At 38.4% G+C, this 17,560-nt stretch carries 11 protein-coding genes; all 11 read left to right on the top strand.

Translation table 11 applies throughout. The annotated features are described in order from the left end of the window. The first annotated feature begins 59 nt into the window (after positions 1-59). The 11 genes from AC07VK_RS16205 (at position 60) to AC07VK_RS16155 (ending at position 17,558) form a co-directional block, all read left to right on the top strand. Complete coding sequence (locus tag AC07VK_RS16205; protein WP_492961731.1) at positions 60-1,118, top strand: FecR family protein; 1,059 nt, start codon at positions 60-62, stop codon at positions 1,116-1,118. 40 nt (positions 1,119-1,158) lie between these two features. Then, complete coding sequence (locus AC07VK_RS16200) at positions 1,159-4,251, top strand: SusC/RagA family TonB-linked outer membrane protein (protein WP_492961729.1); 3,093 nt, start codon at positions 1,159-1,161, stop codon at positions 4,249-4,251. Positions 4,252-4,261: 10 nt separating this feature from the next. Next, positions 4,262-5,695, top strand: coding sequence for a RagB/SusD family nutrient uptake outer membrane protein (locus tag AC07VK_RS16195; RefSeq protein WP_492961727.1), 1,434 nt, complete (start codon positions 4,262-4,264; stop codon positions 5,693-5,695). A 15-nt stretch (positions 5,696-5,710) separates the two neighbouring features. After that, positions 5,711-6,472, top strand: a complete 762-nt coding sequence (locus AC07VK_RS16190) for a DUF4843 domain-containing protein (RefSeq protein ID WP_492961725.1) — start codon at positions 5,711-5,713, stop codon at positions 6,470-6,472. Between the two features lie 20 nt (positions 6,473-6,492). Further along, a complete protein-coding gene (locus AC07VK_RS16185; protein WP_492961723.1) occupies positions 6,493-8,016 on the top strand; it encodes a PKD-like family lipoprotein in 1,524 nt (507 codons plus the stop codon). Positions 8,017-8,056: 40 nt separating this feature from the next. Further along, the gene (locus tag AC07VK_RS16180) at positions 8,057-9,436 is read left to right on the top strand and encodes a TlpA family protein disulfide reductase (RefSeq protein ID WP_492961721.1); all 1,380 of its coding nucleotides are present in this window, start codon (positions 8,057-8,059) and stop codon (positions 9,434-9,436) included. 54 nt (positions 9,437-9,490) lie between these two features. Further along, a complete protein-coding gene (locus tag AC07VK_RS16175) occupies positions 9,491-10,672 on the top strand; it encodes a TlpA family protein disulfide reductase (protein WP_492961719.1) in 1,182 nt (393 codons plus the stop codon). A 19-nt stretch (positions 10,673-10,691) separates the two neighbouring features. Further along, positions 10,692-12,188, top strand: coding sequence for a retropepsin-like aspartic protease (locus AC07VK_RS16170; protein ID WP_492961717.1), 1,497 nt, complete (start codon positions 10,692-10,694; stop codon positions 12,186-12,188). Positions 12,189-12,192: 4 nt separating this feature from the next. Next, on the top strand, positions 12,193-13,326 hold the full coding sequence (locus tag AC07VK_RS16165) for a thioredoxin family protein (protein WP_492961715.1): 1,134 nt from the start codon (positions 12,193-12,195) through the stop codon (positions 13,324-13,326). 220 nt (positions 13,327-13,546) lie between these two features. Continuing rightward, on the top strand, positions 13,547-15,052 hold the full coding sequence (locus tag AC07VK_RS16160; RefSeq protein ID WP_492961713.1) for a glycerophosphodiester phosphodiesterase family protein: 1,506 nt from the start codon (positions 13,547-13,549) through the stop codon (positions 15,050-15,052). A 133-nt stretch (positions 15,053-15,185) separates the two neighbouring features. Continuing rightward, the gene (locus AC07VK_RS16155) at positions 15,186-17,558 is read left to right on the top strand and encodes a phosphocholine-specific phospholipase C (protein WP_492961711.1); all 2,373 of its coding nucleotides are present in this window, start codon (positions 15,186-15,188) and stop codon (positions 17,556-17,558) included. Positions 17,559-17,560: the final 2 nt, after the last annotated feature.

Genomic DNA, 17,560 nt, shown 5'->3' with positions numbered 1-17,560 from the left:
TTATATAAAATAATTTCAACCCTATAGGGGTAAAGTGCTTTCAAAAACGTAATGTAGTTATGCAAATCAACCAAAAGCTTGTTGAGAAGTTTTTTGCCGGCCAGTGTACTGCCGAGGAAGCCCGCATGGTAAGTAAATTTTTAGCTGATGGAGATAACCGTGAAATTTATTTAAACAGCGAGGAGTGGGCGCATTTTGAACCGAATGAAAACGTTGATGGCGAAGTATCAGACCGGATTTATGTAAATGTATTAGACCATATCCACGATACTATAGAAATGAAGAGAAACCGGTTGCGTTATTTGGCTTATGCCGCCTCGATAGCATTGATTGCTACTATAGGGTTGGTGGTTTATAAATTTAACAGTAATCAGGTTTCTAAATCTAATGTTACTGCTTTAACTAAAGCGAGGGTGCCTGCTAGAGTTGCTAAGTTTGTGACCAATACCTCTCCTATAAAACAGACGCACACGCTTCCGGATGGAACTATTGTTGAACTAGATCCAAACAGTGAGGTGAGTTATTTTCCGTTTGATCAGGGAAAAAGAGATGTGGTTTTGATCGGACAGGCATTATTCAGGGTGCATAAAGATAAGACCAAACCTTTTACGGTTTTTGCCAATAATCTGGCTACTACTGCTTTAGGTACGGTTTTTAAAATAACCGCCTTTAAAAAAGGGCTTTACACTAAAGTGAGATTAATTGAAGGAAAGGTAGTGGTTAAGGCTCAACATAAATTGCTGGCAGCAGGTGTTAAAACAGTGTATTTATTACCGGGGAAAGTATTTACGGTAAATATGCAAACCTACGTTGCAAATGTGAAAGAGGTTAATATCCTGCCAGCTAAGCAACTGGAAACTTTAGACCAGAACAAGGCTATTGTTACCGAAAATGCCATTATTTTCGATAACGAATCTTTAGCAGGCGTTTTTGATGCACTTGAAACGAAATTGAACATTAAAATAAAATATTCTGCAGGTCAGTTAAACAAAAAAGTATTTACAGGACAATATGAATTCGGACGCGATGACATTGACTCTTTCTTAAATATGCTTTGTTCGCTCAATAACCTGACTCCAGAAAAAACAGCCGTGGGATATAATATAAAGAAGAAGTAAACAAAAACCTAAACACAACTAGACCAAACTAACTAACTTCATGATTAAAATTTTTACTAAAAGGAACGTTCCAAAACGTGTCTTACTGCTACTGCTTTGCCTTTATCTTGGGCTAAGCGCCTATGCACAAACGCCATCTGTTAAGGGGGTTATTAAAGACGCAAAAGAAACCATTGTTGGCGCAACTGTTATCGCTCAAAATGTGCAAACGGGGGTTAAAACAACAACCTCATCTGATAAGAACGGCGTATTTAGCTTTCCAAGACTAGTGGCTGGGCCATATAAATTCATGATTTCTTTTATGGGATATGAATCGAAAACAGTGCCAGGTGATGTAAAGGATGGCGGAACATTTTCGCTTTCGGTTATTCTGAAAGAAAGCACCACTAATTTGGATAAAGAGGTTGTTGTAACCGGGACGGGAATTAACAGGCGTAAGGATAGTTTTACAGGTACAACAGCCGTTTTTTCGGGTGAGGACCTTAAATTGATTGGAAATAACAACATTATTCAAAGTTTAAGAACAGTAGACCCGTCATTTCTGGTGATGGAAAATGTTGCAGCAGGTTCAAATCCGAATGTTTTACCTGTTATTGAGGTTCGTGGTAAAAGCAGTATTCCCGGTACCACATTAAAAGATCAGTTCGGGCAGGATCCCAATCAACCGCTATTTATTTTAGATGGATTTCCAACTACCCTACAAACCATTGTTGATCTTGACATGAACAGGGTAGCTTCTGTTACCATTTTAAAAGATGCAGCATCAACAGCGTTATATGGGGCACAGGCTTCTAATGGTGTAATTGTAATTGAGACTGTTAAACCTGTTCCCGGCGAACTGAGGTTCAGTTATGTTCAGGATTTCCGGGTAGAATTACCAGATCTTTCTGCTTACAACATGATGAATGCGGCAGAAAAACTGGAATTTGAACGCCTATCAGGCAGATATACTGCTGCAGAGGCAAATCCTACTCAACTTATTTATTTAGACGCACTCTACAATTCGCACCTGGCAAATGTACAAAGGGGAGTAGATAGCTATTGGTTAAGTGAGCCAATACAAACCGGCTATTCTACCAATAATTCAATTAATGCATCTGGGGGTGACAATACTTTTGTTTATAATTTAGGAATGAATTACAGAACGGGTAAAGGTGCAATGAAGGGTTCCGGAAGGGATAGTTACAGTGGTACCATTAACCTTACCTATAGGACTTCAAGATTTAACATCAACAACATTACCTATATAAGGGGAAATTCCAGTAGCGATTCGCCATATGGATCGTTTTCTAACTTCGTTAATGCTAATCCTTATTTTGAAAAGAGCAATGAAAACAGATATTTAGAGGTTTCAAGAACTTCTAATGGAACAGAACTTTATGTAACCAACCCGCTATTCGATGCGACACAACCTCAATACAGCACAAAAAAGGGCTTTGAGGTTCAAAACAATTTGAATTTGAATTATGACTTAAGTAGAACCTTCCGATTGAACGGTGGATTACAAATTACAAAGGGAACTTCGGTTAATAAAGATTATAGGTCGTCTGAAATGTCAGAATTTCTGAATACACCAAATTTAAGAAAAGGTAAATATACCGATTACCGCGCGGAGAATTTTTCTTATCAAGCCAATTTAATGCTTGTTTATCACACGGTAATTGCTGCAAAACACGTAATCAACGCAAACTGGAGAAATACTGTTTCGGAAGAAAATAACAGTAGTTATGGCAGTGTTGCAGAGGGCTTCCCTGCCGGAAATTCAGGAAATCCCCGCTTTGCCTATAGCTATCAATTAGATGAGGCGCCTTCGGCAAGCAACCGTATTTACAGAACTCTAAATTCTACAGTATCCGCCAACTATTCTTATGATAACAGGTACTTAGCGGATGCGGTATATAGATTGGACGGATCAACAGCGTATGGTAGCAATAAACAGTTTTCGCCTTACTACGCCTTTGGTTTAGGTTGGAATATCCACAACGAAAGCTTCGCAAAAGGTAGTGCCTGGATAAACTCATTAAGGCTAACAGCAAATATGGGTATAACCGGTAACCAGAATTATGGTAATACAAGTTCTGTTTCAATATATAATTACAATACGAATACCAATTACAATCAATTTGGTCAGGGGGTTACTTTAAGTACATTGGGAAATCCTAACCTAGCTGCTCAGAAAACCCGACAAATCAGTACATCAATCGATTTTGCCTTATTCAATAACCGTTTTACAGGTTATGTTAATGCATACAATAAGAAAACAGATCCATTGGTTGTTCCTGTCGATTTACCATCATCTACCGGTGTCGTTGCTTTTCCCTACAATATTGGGGCACTTACCTATAAGGGTTTGGAAACCAAACTAACTTTCTTTCCGATTTATAACCTGGCTAAACGTTTCACGTGGAGCATAGGTGTAACCGGTTCATCATATAAAAGCAGATATAGTGGTTTCGGCAATACTTTAAACACACTTAATAAGCAACAGGAAAAACAAGAAGGCATCAGTTCATTAATCAGATACAACGATGGAAACAGTGCGGAGGCTATTTGGGCAGTAAGATCACTGGGAATTGACCCTGCAACAGGCAGAGAAATTTTTCTGACAAAAGATGGCCAGTATACCTTCGATTATAATGTAGCAGATATTACAAACGTAGGTAATACTGTATCAATAGTAGAAGGTGTAGTTTCTACCAATTTACGGTATAAAAATTTCAGCCTGGGAGCAAGTTTCAGGTATAAATTAGGCGGCGACATTTACAATTGGGCCTTATTTAACAAAGTTGAAAACATTTCATTTGCCGATGCAGCTTTAAACCAGGATAAAAGGGCACTTTACGACCGTTGGAAAAGTCCTGGAGATGTAGCACAGTTCAAAGGGATTTCACAAACAGCGACTACCCAGCAATCGTCAAGATTTGTTCAGACAGAAAACTCGTTTACCAGCGAGTCGTTAAATTTTGGGTATATGTTTGATGGGGCAAAATGGCTAAAAACTGCCGGATTGACCAACCTGAGCCTCAACTTACAAACCAACGATCTTTTCTACCTATCAACGGTGCGGAGAGAAAGGGGTATAGATTATCCTTACGCAAGAACATTAGCCTTTTCACTTAAAGCCTCATTTTAATCTTTTAGATATGAAAACGAATTATTTCAAACTAATAGTAGGTTCTCTAGCAGTGGTGATTACACTTGGAGCCTGTAAGAAATTTTTGCAGGTGCAGCCTGAGGACAAAGTGATGGAAACGCAACTTTTTTCTACCAAGAAGGGAATAGAATCTGTTCTGAACGGAATTTATATCTCGTTAGCCAGTAGTAATTTATATGGTGAAAACCTAACACTAAATACCACAGAAGTATTGGCGCAACGTTATAATATTCCGTCTACACATAGCTTGACTAAAATAGCCAATTATGCTTATACAGATGTGCCAGCTACTACCAAATTAGACGCTGCCTGGGTTGATGCCTATGCAGGCATCCTTAATGTAAACAGCTTCTTAGAGAACCTGGAAAAGTATAAAGGCGTTGTTGATCAGAATACCGAATCTGTATATAAAGGAGAAGCCTTAGCTATAAGGGCTTACCTACACTTTGATTTGCTGCGTTTATTTGGTCCTCGGTATAGCACTGTTGATTCTACCAAACAGAGTTTGCCTTATTATGATGCGACAAAAATCTCGATCAATCCGTTATTGCCTGCAAACGAATTTATGAACAAGGTTATAATTGATTTAAAGAAGGCAGAAGAGTTGCTCAAAGGTGATGTGGTTATTACATCCGGAGTCAACTTAGTGGCAAATACCCAAACGGCCGATTTCTTAAAAAACAATAGAAATTATCGCCTTAATTATTATGCGGTAAAAGGCCTGCAGGCTAGGGTATTTTTATACAGGGGAGATAAGATTTCTGCATTGGCAGCGGCCAAATCAGTAATTGAAAAGGCTAGTTTCTTTCCGTGGACAACAGTAACCAATGCGCTTTCTGAAAAAATAAACCCTGACCGGATATTTTCTACGGAAATGATATTTGGCGTTTTGAATACACAACTGTATAACACCTACACTTCTATTTTTGATCCATCCAATACAGATCCAAATATTTTAGCGCCACTTCCTGCAAGGCTTACAGCTGTATTCGAAAATAATGAGAATGATTATCGGTATAATTTAAACTGGCAGGCACCCTCAAACGGGCTTAAACCATACAAAACATTTTTAAAATATGCTGATGTGGTTGATAAGAATAAACTATTCCGGTTTACAATTCCCCTCATCAAAATCAGCGAATTATATTATATCGCTGCAGAGTCAGAACCAAATGCTGCAGACGGGATTAATAACTATTTAAATGTTGTTCGATTTAACCGTGGACTTACCAACCTAGCCACCACGGTAAATATTAATACAGAATTACAGAAAGAATACCAGAAGGAGTTTTACGGTGAAGGTCAGCTTTTTTATTACTACAAGCGCCGTAATGTTACCTCAATTCCAAACGGCGCAAGTACATCCAATATTACCGTAAACTATGCCATTCCGCTGCCGCTATCTGAATCTCAATATCGTTAACATGACTTTATAAATATGAAAAGAAATATCATACCAATCATAGCAATTGCTATTACTATGATTATGCTTTCTTGTGAAAAGCCACTCAATACCTACGATTCTAAAGACGCAATATATTTTAATGATGCCGCCAGATTACCGCTGTTTTCAGGGGAGGTAATTAAAGATTCAACAGTTGTTTCTTTCAGTCTGGCTAAATCGAAAGATTCAGTAGTGAATATGGTAATCAGCACTACCGGTGCAAAATCTTCAAAAGATAGACCATACCAATTACGTGTTAATGCTTCTTCTACTGCTAAAGAAGGGGTTCACTTTGAAATTTTGAATAAATCTTTTTCCATTAAAAAAGACCAGTTAAAGGATACCGTAAAGATAAAATTTTTGAGAAAAACGGATATGCAAACGAACACATTCTTATTGAGCTTCGATTTGCAGGATAACGAGAATTTTGTAACGGCGATGAATAACAAGGTTACCAATCAAACCACAGGGAAAAAAATATCATATGTTAATTACAGGTGGTATGTAAACGATATTATTAAACGGCCAGCTAGATGGTTGGATACTTACATGGGTACGTTTACCCGGAAAAAGTTATTTCTTATGGTATCGATACTCGATGTGGACCCTGCCTATTTAGATACCTCTGTATCCATTGCAGAAATGGTTGCTTATGCAAAATATATGCAAAGGTATCTTAATGATCAAAAATCGCTGGGTAATATCATTCTGGAAGATGATGGAAGTATAATGATAATGGGCCCATCTGTTCAATAATAATTTTAAAAGAAAATAAAATGAAACTTAAACAATACAGTTGCCTTTTTATTGTGCTATTAATCATGACTATGGGTGCTTGTAAAAAAGACCTGGGAAATTATGATTACAATGAGATTAATAAATTAGAAACCATTACTGATTTACCCAGCGAAGTTGTGGCCACTTATGGCAAATCGATTTCTATTAAGCCGGTTACTAAGTTTAGCCTTGATCCAAACTTTGATGAATCTAAATATACTTATGAATGGAGTTATATCGGGCCAAATGGTTTAGGCGGAACCAAACTCTTTATTTTAGATCAAAATCGCAACTTAGAGCAGGTAATGCGTGTCGTAGCGGGTTCTTACCAAGCATATTATGCCATAACAGATAAGGCCAGTGGCGTTAAATACAAAGTTGGTTTTATATTAAAAGTTGTTAATGAAATTAATGAGGGCTGGATGTTAATGTGCGATGTGAACAACCTGGCCCGGGTTGATATGCTATCGCTTAACACAACAGGAAGTTTCGACGTAATTAACGATTTACTAGCCAGTACCGGATCAGAACTTAAACTTTCTGGAAAACCTGTTATGGTTTACAATTACAATACCGGGCTCTTAATCGGACCAGATAAAATAAGCTTCGGGATATACCTGGGAACAGATCAGTTTACAACTAAGGTGGAGCCCAATACGTTTAAATGGACACCAACGATGAACCTAACTTACGAAATGTTTGGCAGTACAACCGCTGGTTTTTATGCTGATGTAATTCAACAAAGAGGAAGCAGCACAGCATACATGATCGGAAAAGAGGGAGCATACTATTATGAGCGGGTTCAAAATATTTACTTTTCTTCTCCAATTAGCTACATCACAGCTGAACAGAAAGAATTTAAAGTGGCACCATTTATTGGCGGAGACAAAAATACTTCAGCTACTGCACATGCCATTTTTTACGATAAAACAAACCGACGTTTTGTAAAACATACGGGATCGAATTCTACCTGTACTACTTTACCTGACCCAGACATAGCCCAAAGAAAATTCAGTTTCAGTACCGGAATGGATTTATTGTATATGGCCTGGGTACCTTACAATGGTGGTGAAGTTTTTAGTGTTTTAAAAGATCCAAATTCGACTAAAAGATACTTGGCCAGGTTTAACAGTGCCTCGCTTGTACAAAGTTATTATGATGAGATTACGGCTACCAATTTTGCCAACGCAGAGTTTTATGCAGTGAGCCCCGCGTTAGGATATATTCTTTACAGTATTGGAGGTAAAGTTTACGAGTACGATATGTCTTTGAAAACAACAAAACAAGTTGTTGATTTAGGCAACAAGAAAATCTCGCTTATCCAGTTTTACGATTTTAAGAATACGACCAAATATAAAGATACCAATAATTTGATGGTTGCTTTTTACGATCCGGCATTGTCGGAGGGTACCAACGGAAGCATTAATACCTACGTAGTACCACCGGTTATGGGCGATTTAGTTTTGGCTAAAAGTTTTTCTGGCTTCGGAAAAGTCAAAAGCCTTACCTACAGGGAACGTTAAACAAAATCTTCAAAAACACATACAAATAAAACCAATGAAAATGAAAAAATTATTAAGCGCCGGACTTTTGTGCCTGGCCTCTTTAACAACAATGGCACAATTGCCGGTAGAGGTAAAGGGATTATTAAAGAAAAAACGCCTTTCTGCTGTTAAACTTTTTAAAGTAAAAGAAGGTAAAGCAGTAGAAATTGCCAATGCAACACCAGCAGAGAAGGGACAGTTTGGATTTCTTTTCTACCCGGAATATGAAGGTTTATATGTAATCGGTACCGGTAATGAAAACAGCCCGAACGATAACTATAAATTCTATTTCAAGGGTGGTGAGCAGCTATCCGTAAGTCTATTAGATTCGAGCTATGTGTTAACGGGTAATTTAAACTCTAAAGAAAACACAGTACTTACCCAATGGCACGACCTTACTTTCCCCCTTGAGCAGAAAGCCGTGAACTTTATGAAAGTGCAGAGTACTTTTGTTGATTATTTCCCTCAACAAGAAGAAATTGTGGCGAAAAGCAAAACTTTCTTAAATGGTAAAAGCACAGGTAATGCAAAATTTGATAAACAGATTAAAGATATTATGGCTTTAGATCTGGCCAGTTATGCGACTAACTTTTTAAATACACCCCGTTCTGCACATCCTTCGGTTGAAGAGTACAGTAATTTTTACAGCAGTTTAAAAGCAGTAGATTTTGCAAAAACAACCAATAAGGTGTACAGTTATCCATGGGGTTACCGCACCCTTTCGGGCATAATTAGTGTAAATATGCGTCAGGATGGCAAAGTCTATAAAAGAGGAATAGAGGGAGTAGATATTTTTGCTTCTTATCTTCCAAATGACACTTTAAAGGGTGATTTGGCTTTAGAAAATGCTGCCGGTTATAAAACAATAGGTGATTATCAAACCTTAATGGCAAAATATGATAAATACGTGATTACCAAAGCACAAAAAGAGCGTAGCAGCAACATTATGAACCCCTTGTTAACCTATAAACCAGGTACCGATGCTTACGAATTTTCTTATGCAGACAACAATGGTAAAATGCATAGCATGAAAGATTTTAAAGGAAAGGTGGTGCTGGTTGATACCTGGGCAACCTGGTGCGGACCTTGCAAAGCCGAAATCCCCTTTCTTAAAAAATTGGAAGAAGAAATGAAAGGGACAGATGTGCAGATTATCAGCTTATCTACCGATGCAGAAAAAGACAAGGAAAAATGGCTTAAAATGATCAAAGATGAAAATTTGGGCGGCTTACAGCTTTTTGCAGGTGGACCATCCAATGAGTTTTCTAAATACTATAAAATTAATACCATTCCCCGTTTTTTGGTTTTCGATAAACAGGGCAAAATTGTAACCGTTGATTCACCCCGTCCTTCTCAGCCAGAGTTAAAAGCTTTATTGCAAAAAACGCTAGCCAATTAGGTTATTGCTTTGCCGCTATCTCGGCGGCAAAGCTTTTACATTTTCTTTTACCAAATGATAACAATAAAAAAACTATTGCTGGCTACGCTTTTGCTCTTTTTTTTACCCAGGGCATATTGCCAAAATGATAGCATACAAATTAGCGGGCAACTTAAAGGCCTGGGAAATAAATCGGTTTGGATTTCTTTTGCTGATGATGCTGGTGTATCGAGAAGCTATAGAGCAAATGCCAATAACGATGCTTTTTCTTTAAAAGTGCCCCGCTTGCAAAAACCAGCCATTGCCCGTTTTGATGTTTCGGTATCAAGGGGTTTAAATGCTACGAACAATGACAAAACCGTTTCGAATCCATCTCCCGTTCTTGATTTGTTCGTTTTTGATAAAGGAATTAAAATAACTGGCGATGCCTTATTGGTTCAGTTTGCAAAGGTAAGCGGCGATGAAGAAAACAATGTGCTTGACAGCTATAAACAGCTGGTAAAAAAAGATGAAATGCGTAATTACGAAATTATGCAGTTGCTTTTTAACGGAGAAAAAAATACTAATGCGGCGCAATCAAAGGTGCTCAGTGCTGAGGCTACTGCAATAAACAGAAAATTGGTTAACGTAAAGCGCGACTTTGTTAAAAACCATCCGGACGCCTTTGCTTCTGTATTTTTATTAACCCGGATGCAAAACCTGTATACCGCAGGCGATTTTATTTCCACGTGGAACAGTTTATCATCCAAATATAAAAACCATCCTATTGCGGAGAGAATCAAGGTATATATCAAAAAAATAAGTGCTACACCTGAAGGATCGGATGCCATTGGTTTTCAGAAAACCGACAATCATGGCAAAACCATCAATTTGGCTGATTTTAAGGGAAAGACTGTACTGCTCGATTTTTGGGGCAGCTGGTGCGGGCCTTGCCGGGCCAGTAACCCACATCTTAAGGCATTATACGCAAAATACCAATCCAAAGGTTTTGAAATTATAGCCATAGCACAAGAGCAGAAAAAATTACTTAGCGAGGCACGCACAGCCTGGCTTAAGGCTATTGAAGAAGATGGACTTACCTATATCAATGTGCTCAATAATGAGGGTATTGACAAGCAGAATCTGGTAAAAGACTATAACATTATGGCTTTTCCAACCAAGATCCTGCTCAGCAGTGAGGGTAAAATAATACTCCGTATTACCTCGAGTGCTACTGATGATATTGACCTGGCCCTCGAAAAAATTTATGGATTTTAAATCCACCTACTCAGATAAAATGAAAATTAAAGTAATACTGTTTTTGGGCGTCTTGGTATCGGCGTTAAATGTGCAGGCACAAAACGCCAAAACGATAATCGAAAGCATGAACAAAATGTTCGCTCAAAAATCTATCGACCCAATAATGGAGAATTTAAGCACCAAATTTTCTGTTGCTGCTTATTCCAGACCCTCAACCGATAGGATGCTAAAAGCTATTTTGGAGCGTTATGCCTGCGATTCGCTACAGTTGAAAAGTGAGGCAAAACAAAACGGAAATGTTCAGCTTACCGTACTTCCGTTTAATAAAGGAAAAGCAGGAAAGGAAAGTTCGGTTTATACGGATAACCAATATAAGCTCCTTTATACTGATATTTTCGATCAGCTTTATGGCATGAACCGGTATAAAAAATCGGTATTGATTGCTAAAATCCCCTTCGAAGTACAAGATGGTTCAATCATTTTAACAGTTAAGGTAAACAACAACTTGCGACCGCTAAAACTGCTTTTTGACACCGGAGCTGATGGAATGGCCATTACCAAAGCCCTTGCCGATTCTATAGGTATAAAACCTACCCGCCAGCAAAGTACCTCTGTAGTGGGGGGGAATATGCAAATATCAGTTTCAGAAGGAAATACCATTCAGCTAGATACTTTTAAGCTAAAAAACCAAAGCTTTGCTATTTTTCCTGAAATGCATAAAGGAAGTGATGGCATCATTGGAAACAGTATTGCCAAAAACTACATTACCAAAGTAGATTTCGATAAAAAAGAACTCTCGCTCTATAATTTTGGGGATTACGAGTACCAAGATCAGGGGAAATCGGTTCCGGTTACTGTGCCTGCCGGGTTATTTATTATTCCAGGTGAGATAAGCATAATGCCTGGACAGGAAAATGCAGGAGAATTTGTTTTCGACACAGGTGCTTCATATAATCTCATTTGTTTTAGGCCATTTGTAAAAAAGAATAAACTATTGGTAAGCGGTTTCAAACCAGAATATAATGGTACCACAACCAGTATGGGTATCAGCACACCTACCTACAGTGGCAGGGCGACATCGTTTTCTTTTTCAAATATGCCTAAGCTAACCGATTTTCCGGTTACCCTCATGGCAGGTGGAGGCCAGAGCGAAAACTGGAATCCGGGCTTCGATGGATCAATCGGCATCAGAACCATAGGGCGTTATAATTTCACCATTAATCTGCAGAAAAAGGAAATCCATTTTGTACCAAACCATACGCTAAATTTCCCTAATGATTTTGTTTTGGGCGCTTATTTATTCGGCTTCGATCAGGATGGGAAATTAAAGTTGTTAAGTGTAGTTGCTCCGGTTGAAAGCGAAGCAATAAAAGCAGGGCAGACAATTGAAAGTATTGATGGCGTCGCCGCATCAGTTCTACTTAAAGACAGCAAGAAAATGCTTGCGGTTTTAGCAGCACCCTCAGGTAAAAGCTTCAAAATTGCCTACACTGCAAATGGAGAAAAACAAAATATCTCAATAACCAAAAAATAGATTTATGAAAAAAATAATCCATACCATTTGCCTGATGTTCGCTGTTATAGGCTGCCTGGCACAAAATCAATCCTTAAACAGCGTATTGAAACAAGCCAAAAAAGAAAATAAACTCATTTTTGTTGATTGTTATTTCACAGGCTGTATCCCATGTGCTCAAATGGATGAAAATGTTTTTCCAAATGCGCTTGTTAAAGCAGAAATGGACAAAAATTTCCTGATGCTCAAAGTAGATATTTTTAAGGATAAGCTTGGCGATACCTTAAAAGTGCAGCATATTTTAAATGGATTCCCAACTTTCTTGGTGTTAAACGGTGATGGAAAATTAATCAGCTCCTCATCTGGCTACAAAGATCCGGGGAATTTGCTCGCATTGTTTGCCGATGCACGCCAAAAAGCAAACCAACAGCAGTTTTTAACTGGTTTTTCTACGCAATATGATGAAAAAAAATATCCATCGTTTTATGTAGAATTCTGTAAAACCCGGAAGGGAATAAGCCCAGCTATCTTAGCAACCTATAGCGATACTTTAAAAAACTTTAAAGCTGAGAATGCCTTGTTGCCTTACCTGGTTAACAGATCGGCTGATGAAAAGGCTATTGAAACCATCTTTGCTGATTACAATGGTTTTGTCTCGCTTTATGGAGCCGATGTATTGCAGCCTGTAATCGATTATGGCTTAAACCTAAAGTTGGCCAAAGCACTAAAAGCAAATTTGAATGATGCTGCTTTTGAAGACTTTTTAGGGGGGCAGAAAAAATACTTCTCAGAAAAAACATGGAAAATATGCCTGCAAACTTTGGGCAATAAATATTTCCTGGCGATGAAAAAAGATACCGTAGGTTTTCTGAAATTCTCGATAAAAAATCCAGTTTTATATCAATACCACTTTAATGCGCTTTATAGCACATTATTGGTTAAAAATGGTTTTACTCCAGAAGTGGTGAAGCTCTTTTGTAAATGGGCTGATGCCATTGTTACAGATGATAGTGGTCTTGAGTTTATGAAAACGGCTGCCGCGGTAAATAAACGTGCGCAGGACGAAGTTGGTTATAACAGATTTGTGAAAATGGCTACTAACTATGCCAGTAAGTATAAAATGAAAACGGAACCCATTAATGAGAGCGGTTCAAAATAAATAAGAATTACACCTTGTAGAAGGGGTGCATGTTAAATAGTTAATGATCGAAAAGCTTATCTGGATGGATAAGCTTTTTGTTTTTGTTCATATAATGGTTACATTAACTTTATTTTGTTTTCGGGCTAAAAATCTACTTTTGATCTTCCATTTTATAAAATTGTTTTCAATTGAGATGGAACGATCATGATTTTCAGGTCAATCATCATAAAACCCAAATATGAAACGAGTATTTATTTCTGCACTAATGTTGTTCATTTTTACCGCCTCTTTTGCTCAAAAATTTAACTGGAACAAAAACCAGGTAATTGCCCATCGTGGCGCATGGAAGAAAAATAATTTTCCTCAAAATTCTATCGCTTCATTAAACGAAGCGGTAAAGCTGGGCTGTTATGGATCGGAATTCGATGTGTGGATGACCGCAGACAATGTTTTGGTCATTAATCACGATCCTGAATTTCAGGGTTTGGTTATCGAGAAAGTAAATTATGCTGATTTATTGACCAAAACGATGAGCAATGGCGAAAAAATCCCAACGCTCGAAGCTTATTTATTGGAAGGTAAAAAGCAAAGAACTACCAAACTGATTTTAGAGATCAAACCTTCGTTAATCAGCAAAGAACGAGGAATCGAGGTGACCAATAAATGTGTTGAAATGGTTCAGAAACTCGGGGTAACGGAGTGGACGGAGTATATCAGTTTCGACTACGATTACTGCAAACGCATTTTAGCGTTAATGCCGAAAGCAAAGGTAGCTTACCTAAAAGGAGATATAAGTGCCGAACAAATGAAAGCCGATAAATTAACCGGTGTTGACTATCATTTTAGCGTTTACCAGAAAGATGGGTGGATTGAAAATGCCCACAAATTAGGATTAACGGTAAATGCCTGGACCGTAAATACTGTTCCCGAAATTCAATGGCTTTTGGCGCATCAGGTTGATTATATCACCACTAACGAGCCGGAATTAACTTTCGAAGAGCTCAAAAAAACACCTGTTGCAACGGGCTGGAAGCTGAAATGGGCTGATGAATTTAACGACGCCGGATTACCTTTAGCAAAAAACTGGAGTTACGATGTAGGTGGAAAGGGTTGGGGCAATAATGAGCTTCAATATTATACCGATGCTGATAGCACAAACGCAATTGTAAAAAAAGGGAGTCTGAATATTACTGCAGTAAAAGCAGATAAGGAAAACAACCATTATACTTCGGCCAGATTGGTAACGAAAAATAAATTCGATTTTAAATACGGAAGGGTAGAAGTTCGCGCCATGTTGCCAAAAGGCAGGGGCTTATGGCCTGCCATATGGGCTTTACCAACCGAAGGGAAATACGGTGGCTGGCCAAAGAGCGGCGAAATTGATATTATGGAACATGTAGGTTACGATCCGGATAGCGTTCATGGAACGGTACATACCGAAAAATTTAACCACGTAATTAAAACGCAGGTTGGCAAGGCTTTAAAGGTTGATCATCCTTATACCGAATATCATATTTATGCAGTAGAGTGGTTTACCGATAGAATAGATTTCTTTATTGATAACCAAAAATACCTCACTTTTAAAAATACTAAAAAGGGATCTGGCGATTGGCCATTCGATCAAAACTTCCACCTTATTTTAAATGTAGCCGTAGGTGGCGGTTGGGGCGGAAAAAAAGGAGTAGACGATGCTGTATTCCCTGCAAGTATGAAAGTAGATTATGTTAGGGTGTTTCAGAAGTAATGGTTTGTTAGTTCAATAGTTCATTGGCCATTAGTTGATTGGTTTATCGACTATGGATCCCAGGCCTATGACTGATTTAAAACTGTCAACTGAAAATTATAACTTGCGTTATCTAAGCTATATTGTATAATTTATGGATTCACGTAGAGAATTTCTAAAAAAGGCGGCCTTGTTTGCCGGAGCTACTGGTATGGCCAATACCTTGCCTGGTTCGGTGCTAAAAGCCATGTCGATTAACCCTGAACCCGGTAGTACATTTTACGATGCAGAACACATTGTTTTCCTGATGCAGGAAAACAGATCTTTCGACCATATGTTCGGTAAAATGAAAGGTGTGCGCGGGTTTAATGATCCCCATCCACACATTCAGCCTGATGGAAACAAGGTTTGGTTGCAAAAAGATGGCCAGGGTTATACCTATGCGCCTTTTCATGTAGATATAAACAAAACGAAAATAACCTGGCAGGGCGGTTTACCACATTCGTGGAACGATCAGGTTGCCGCACGGAATGGTGGCCGTTATGATAAATGGTTACCTGTTAAAACACCAATGACACTGGCTTATTATGATCGGAATGATGTTCCTTTCTATTACGCCATGGCTGATGCTTTTACCATCTGTGATCAGCATTTTTGTTCATCGCTAACCGGAACAACGCCAAACAGACTGTTCTTTTTTACAGGAACCGTTCGCGGAGAAAAAAGTGCAAACCGGGTTGCGGTGGTCAATAATGATCAGGCCGAATCGCAAAATAATGTATTTGTAGATTGGCCAACTTTTCAGGAAACATTAGAAGATAATGGTATCGATTGGCGCATTTATCAAAACGAATTATGGACCTCCAAACTCCCGGAGGGTGAAATAGATGATTGGTTGGGTAATTATGGCGATAATCCTGTAGAATACATCAGCAGGCATAATGTTAAATTATCGGCTTACTTTAGAAAAAATGGAGATAATACCGTTAAACCTGCTTTAACCGCAAAGGAGGTTCAGGAGAAATACGATAAATTATCTCAAAAGGAAAAAAACTTAGTAGATAAGGCATTTACGACGAACATTTCTCAAAAAGACTACCTCGATCTTGAACCATTTACTTTTAAGAACGACGAAGGGAAGTCTGAAACGATTAATTTACCTAAAGGCGATATTTTCCATCAGTTTAGAAAAGATGTAGATAGCGGGAAATTACCAACGGTTTCGTGGTTGGTTGCACCTCAGCGTTTTTCTGATCATACCAGCTCGCCATTGTATGGAACCTGGTATGTAAGCGAAGCCCTGGACATTTTAACCAAAAACCCGGAGGTTTGGAAAAAAACAATTTTTGTTTTAACCTATGATGAAAATGATGGTTATTTTGATCATCAGCCACCTTTTGTAGTGCCAAACCCGGATGATTCGACCAGCGGAAAGGTATCTGAAGGAATAAACTATGCCACAGATTTCGAAGCAAAAAAGGGAAGTCCGATCGGTTTGGGATATCGTGTACCATTGGTTATTGCCTCACCCTGGAGCAAGGGTGGTTTTGTGAACTCGCAGGTTTTCGATCATACTTCATCATTAATGTTTATGGAAAAATGGCTGGCTAAAAAAACAGGCAAAACCATTAAAAGCAATAACATTAGCGATTGGAGAAGGAATATTTGTGGTGATTTAACCTCGGTGTTTAGACCGTACAATGGAGAAGAAATTAAATCTCCCGAACCGCTAAAACGTGATGTTGTAGTAACCAATATTGGTAATGCTAAAAACAAACCGGCCCAGGTTGGTCCTACGGCACTTAACAAAACAGAAGTTGCAAAAATAAATAAGTTCGAAGCCTTTTCTGCAGAAACATCTAATCATGCCCCTAAGCAGGAGAACGGAACAAAACATGCTTGTGCCTTGCCTTATCATTTAACGGTTGATGCAAATCTGGTTAACAATGAAATAGCACTTACTTTTCAATCGGCAAAAACCTTGTTCGGTAGTGAAACAGAAACGGTTGGTGCGCCTTTCAACATGAATACCATTGCCAAATTTAAAGGTGTTGCTGGCAAAACATGGGCCTATGCGGTAAAAGCTGGCGATGTGGTAAAAGACAGTATCAAATTGGATGATTTTGATAATGAAGTTTACGATCTTACAGTTAACGGTCCGAATGGTTTTTACAGGCATTTCGTAGGCAGCAAAAAAAATCCTTCCATTGTGGTAAAAGCATATCCAGAGCAGGCTGGTTTGGTGAGCAAAAAACTAACAGGTAACCTGGTTTTCGCTATTGAAAACAAAGGGGCCAGTTTAGTTTCACTTCAAATTGTAGATAACAAATACAAATCGGGGAGCAAAACGGTAACAATTAAGCCAAAATCGGGTACAAATATCTCGTTTAATCTGGCTAAAAATGCGAATTGGTACGATTTCAGTATTGTGCAGGCCGGCAATACCACATTTAAGCACCGTTATGCAGGTAAAATAGAAACCGGAGAAATTACCCAAACCGACCCATACATGGGTAACGCATTATAAAT

The sequence above is a fragment of the Pedobacter sp. GW821-FHT01D05 genome, from assembly GCF_059422505.1.
This window is presented reverse-complemented; position numbering and strand designations above follow the sequence as displayed.

Bases quoted from the DNA above. Each gene is read 5' to 3' on its own strand.
- AC07VK_RS16170 (WP_492961717.1), top strand. From the start codon at position 10,692: ATGAAAATTAAAGTAATACTGTTTTTGGGCGTCTTGGTATCGGCGTTA.
- AC07VK_RS16205 (WP_492961731.1), top strand. From the start codon at position 60: ATGCAAATCAACCAAAAGCTTGTTGAGAAGTTTTTTGCCGGCCAGTGT.
- AC07VK_RS16160 (WP_492961713.1), top strand. From the start codon at position 13,547: ATGAAACGAGTATTTATTTCTGCACTAATGTTGTTCATTTTTACCGCC.
- AC07VK_RS16185 (WP_492961723.1), top strand. From the start codon at position 6,493: ATGAAACTTAAACAATACAGTTGCCTTTTTATTGTGCTATTAATCATG.
- AC07VK_RS16190 (WP_492961725.1), top strand. From the start codon at position 5,711: ATGAAAAGAAATATCATACCAATCATAGCAATTGCTATTACTATGATT.
- AC07VK_RS16155 (WP_492961711.1), top strand. From the start codon at position 15,186: ATGGATTCACGTAGAGAATTTCTAAAAAAGGCGGCCTTGTTTGCCGGA.
- AC07VK_RS16165 (WP_492961715.1), top strand. From the start codon at position 12,193: ATGAAAAAAATAATCCATACCATTTGCCTGATGTTCGCTGTTATAGGC.
- AC07VK_RS16195 (WP_492961727.1), top strand. From the start codon at position 4,262: ATGAAAACGAATTATTTCAAACTAATAGTAGGTTCTCTAGCAGTGGTG.
- AC07VK_RS16180 (WP_492961721.1), top strand. From the start codon at position 8,057: ATGAAAAAATTATTAAGCGCCGGACTTTTGTGCCTGGCCTCTTTAACA.
- AC07VK_RS16200 (WP_492961729.1), top strand. From the start codon at position 1,159: ATGATTAAAATTTTTACTAAAAGGAACGTTCCAAAACGTGTCTTACTG.
- AC07VK_RS16175 (WP_492961719.1), top strand. From the start codon at position 9,491: ATGATAACAATAAAAAAACTATTGCTGGCTACGCTTTTGCTCTTTTTT.